Below are 3,414 nucleotides of genomic sequence, written 5' to 3' on the forward strand. Positions count from 1 at the left end.
TTCGTCGTGCAGCGGTAACCCAGGCTCACCACGAGTTCCCGGACACCGGCGATCAGCCGCTTCGAGGTGGACGTGTACTGGAGGTTCCCACCCGGGCCCACCTGGCCGCGGCGCTGGGCGTGCCGGTGGTCAGTCTCTTCGCCCCGACCGTCCCGTTCGGACAGTGGGGGCCCTACCGGGTGCCCACGGTCCGCCTCGGCGACGCCGCCGCGCCCTGCCGCGACACCCGCGCCACCGCCTGCCCGGTGCCCGGGCACCCCTGCCTGTCGGCGGTCGAACCGGGCCGGGTGCTGGAGGCGCTGCGACTGCTCGGGGTGCCCGCCGCCGTGCCGGCGCCCGTCCCCGGCGGGGTGGTCGGATGAACATCCTGCTGTGGCACGTGCACGGCTCCTGGACGACGTCCTTCGTGCACGGCAAGCACCGCTACCTGATCCCCGTCACCCCCGACCGGGGTCCCTACGGACTCGGCCGCGCCCGCACCTACCCCTGGCCGGACACCGCCGTCGAGGTCACCCCCGAAGACCTCGCCCACACCGACGTCGACGTGGTGGTCCTGCAACGCCCCGAGGAGTTCGACCTGGCCTGCGAGTGGCTCGGTCGCCGGGTGGGCCGGGACGTGCCCGCGATCTACGTCGAACACAACACCCCCAAGGGCGACGTCCCCCACACCCGCCACCCGATGGCCGACCGCGACGACCTCCTGCTCACCCACGTCACCGGATTCAACGAACTGTTCTACGACAACGGCGCCACCCGCACCGCCGTGATCGAACACGGCGTCGTCGCCCCCACCGTCGACTGGACCGGCGAACTCGACCGCCTCGCCGTGGTCATCAACGAGCCGGTACGCCGCTGGCGGGTCACCGGCACCGACCTGCTCGCCCGGTTCGCCGCGCTGGCGCCGCTGGACGTCTACGGCATGAAGGTGGCCGGGCTCGCCGCCCACCTCGGGCTGCCCGAGGACCGCCTGACCAGCCACGACGACGTACCCCAGCACGCCATGCACGACGAACTGGCCCGGCGGCGCGCGTACCTGCACCTGTGCCGCTGGACCTCACTCGGGCTCAGCCTGATCGAGGCGATGACCATGGGCATGCCGGTGGTGGCACTGGCCACCACCGAGGCGGTCGAAGCCGTGCCACCCGCCGCCGGCGCGCTCTCCACCCGGGTGGAGACGCTCGTCGACGCGGCGCGCTGGCTGACCGAGGACCGGAACGCCGCGCGCCGGCTCGGGGCGCGGGCCCGGGACGTGGCCAAGGAACGGTTCGGCCTGGACCGGTTCCTCGCCGACTGGGACCGGATCATGGAGGAGGAGACATGCGCATCGCGATGATTTCCGAGCACGCCAGCCCGCTCGCCGTCCTCGGCGAGGAGGACGCCGGTGGGCAGAACACCCACGTGGCGGAACTCGCCTCCGCGCTCGTCGACGCGGGCCACGACGTCCGCGTCTACACCCGCCGCGACTCCCCCGCGCCGGCCGAGGCGGTCCCCACGCCGGACGGCTACCAGGTGTGGCATGTCCCGGCCGGCCCGGCCCGACGGGTGCCGAAGGACGACCTGCTGCCGTACATGGGCGAGTTCGGCAGCTGGCTGGCGGACACCTGGCGCCACGGCGGCTGGACCCCGGACGTGGCCCACGCGCACTTCTGGATGAGCGGGCTGGCCACCGTACACGCCGGTCGCCGTACCGGGGTGCCGACCGTGCTGACGTACCACGCGCTCGGCAGCGTCAAGCGCCGCCACCAGGGCACCCGGGACACCAGCCCACCGGGGCGGGTCGGCTACGAGCGGGCGCTCGGGCGGGCCGTCGACCGGGTGATCGTGCAGTGCGAGGACGAGGTCCGCGAACTGGTCCGGATGGGAGTGCCGAGGTCCCGGATGGCGCTGGTCCCCTCCGGTGTCAACGAGACGGTGTTCCGCCCCGACGGCCCGGTCGCACCGCGTGACCCGGCCCGCCGGCGCATCCTCACCGTCGGCCGGATGGTCGAGCGCAAGGGCTTCCTCGACGTGGTCCGGGCCCTGCCCGCGGTCCCGGACGCCGAGTGCGTGGTGGTCGGCGGGCCGCCGGCCGACCTGCTCCCGGCGGACGCGTTCGCGCGCCGGCTGTCCGCGCTGGCCGAGTCGTGCGGCGTGGCCGACCGGGTCCGGCTGCTCGGCGGCGTGCCGCGCGAGGAGATGGGCGCCTGGTACCGCTCGGCGGACGTGCTTGTCGCCGCCCCCTGGTACGAGCCGTTCGGGCTCACCCCGCTGGAGGCGATGGCGTGCGGCGTGCCGATGATCGGCACCGACGTCGGCGGCATCGCCGACAGCGTGGTGGACGGGCTGACCGGTGACCTGGTGCCGCCGCGCGACCCCCGCGCGCTGGGCGCCGCGCTGCGCCGGCTGCTCGCCGACAACGTGCGCCGGTTCGCGTACGCCACCGCCGCGCTGGACCGCATCCGCAGCCGGTACTCGTGGAAGCGGTGCGCCGAACAGCTCGGCGCGGTCTACGCCTCGGTGGCCGCCGCGGCCCGTCCCGCGTCGGCGGTGGCCTGATGACCACGCTCGACACACTCGACGCGCACCTGTCCGGGCTGGCCGCGGCGCTGCTGCCGTACCGGCGGGAGGCGCAGCGGCTGGCGTCCTGGGGCAGCGAGCTGGCCTGGACGCTGGCCCGGGGTGGGCGGTTGCTGGTGGCCGGCAACGGCGGCAGCGCCGCCGAAGCCCAACACCTCACCGCCGAACTCGTCGGCAAACTCCGCCACGACCGCCAACCCCTCTCCGCCATCGCCCTGCACGCCGAAACCAGCGCCCTCACCGCCATCGGCAACGACTACGGATACGACGAGATCTTCGCCCGCCAGGTCCGCGCCCACGGCCGACCCGACGACCTCCTCCTCCTCATGTCCACCAGCGGCACCAGCCCCAACCTCCTCACCGCCGCCCACGCCGCCCACGACACCGGCCTGCGCTGCTGGGCCTTCACCGGCCCCGCCCCCAACCCCCTCGCCGACCTCTGCGACGAACGGCTCGCGATCGACTCGCCGGACAGCCAGGTCGTGCAGGAGCTGCACCTGGTCTCCACGCACCTGCTCTGCGAGTACGTCGACCAGGCGCTGCCGGCGGCGCTCGCCGCCCGCGCCCCGGCGGGACCGGTGCGCGCCGGCGTCGAGGTGGTGCTCGACGACCCGGATCCGGAGGTGCAGGCCCGATGAGGAGGTCGAGCATGGCGGGACCCCTGGTGGTGCTCGGTGACACGCTGCTGGACCGGGACGTCGAGGGGCTGGTGAACCGGCTCTGCCCGGACTCCCCGGTGCCGGTGCTGGACGAGACCACGTCCGTGGACCGCCCCGGCGGCGCCGGCCTGGCCGCGGTCTTCGCGGCCGCGCAGGGCGCCGAGGTCGCGCTGGTCACCGCCGTCGCCGACGACGCCGG

General features: G+C 74.6%; 4 protein-coding genes and 1 pseudogene. All 5 read left to right on the plus strand.

Annotated elements, in window-relative coordinates; genetic code table 11:
* Positions 1 to 362: glycosyltransferase family 9 protein (locus tag HUW36_RS28625; protein WP_281357567.1), on the plus strand; the 362-nt coding region annotated here is incomplete at its 5' end.
* Positions 359 to 1,333: a glycosyltransferase gene (locus HUW36_RS28630; protein ID WP_174530969.1), complete on the plus strand. Its 975-nt coding sequence runs from the start codon at positions 359 to 361 to the stop codon at positions 1,331 to 1,333. The genes HUW36_RS28625 and HUW36_RS28630, both read left to right, overlap by 4 nt.
* Positions 1,318 to 2,535: a glycosyltransferase gene (locus HUW36_RS28635; RefSeq protein WP_174530970.1), complete on the plus strand. Its 1,218-nt coding sequence runs from the start codon at positions 1,318 to 1,320 to the stop codon at positions 2,533 to 2,535. The genes HUW36_RS28630 and HUW36_RS28635 overlap by 16 nt, the downstream gene beginning before the upstream one ends.
* The gene (locus HUW36_RS28640) at positions 2,535 to 3,194 is read left to right on the plus strand and encodes a D-sedoheptulose-7-phosphate isomerase (RefSeq protein ID WP_174530971.1); all 660 of its coding nucleotides are present in this window, start codon (positions 2,535 to 2,537) and stop codon (positions 3,192 to 3,194) included. Before HUW36_RS28635 ends, HUW36_RS28640 begins: the two co-directional genes overlap by 1 nt.
* Before the next feature lie 11 nt (positions 3,195 to 3,205).
* A pseudogene (locus HUW36_RS28645) lies at positions 3,206 to 3,414 on the plus strand (D-beta-D-heptose 1-phosphate adenosyltransferase); the annotation flags it as partial.

It is taken from the genome of Micromonospora maritima (assembly GCF_902825405.1).
GTDB lineage: Bacteria > Actinomycetota > Actinomycetes > Mycobacteriales > Micromonosporaceae > Micromonospora > Micromonospora maritima.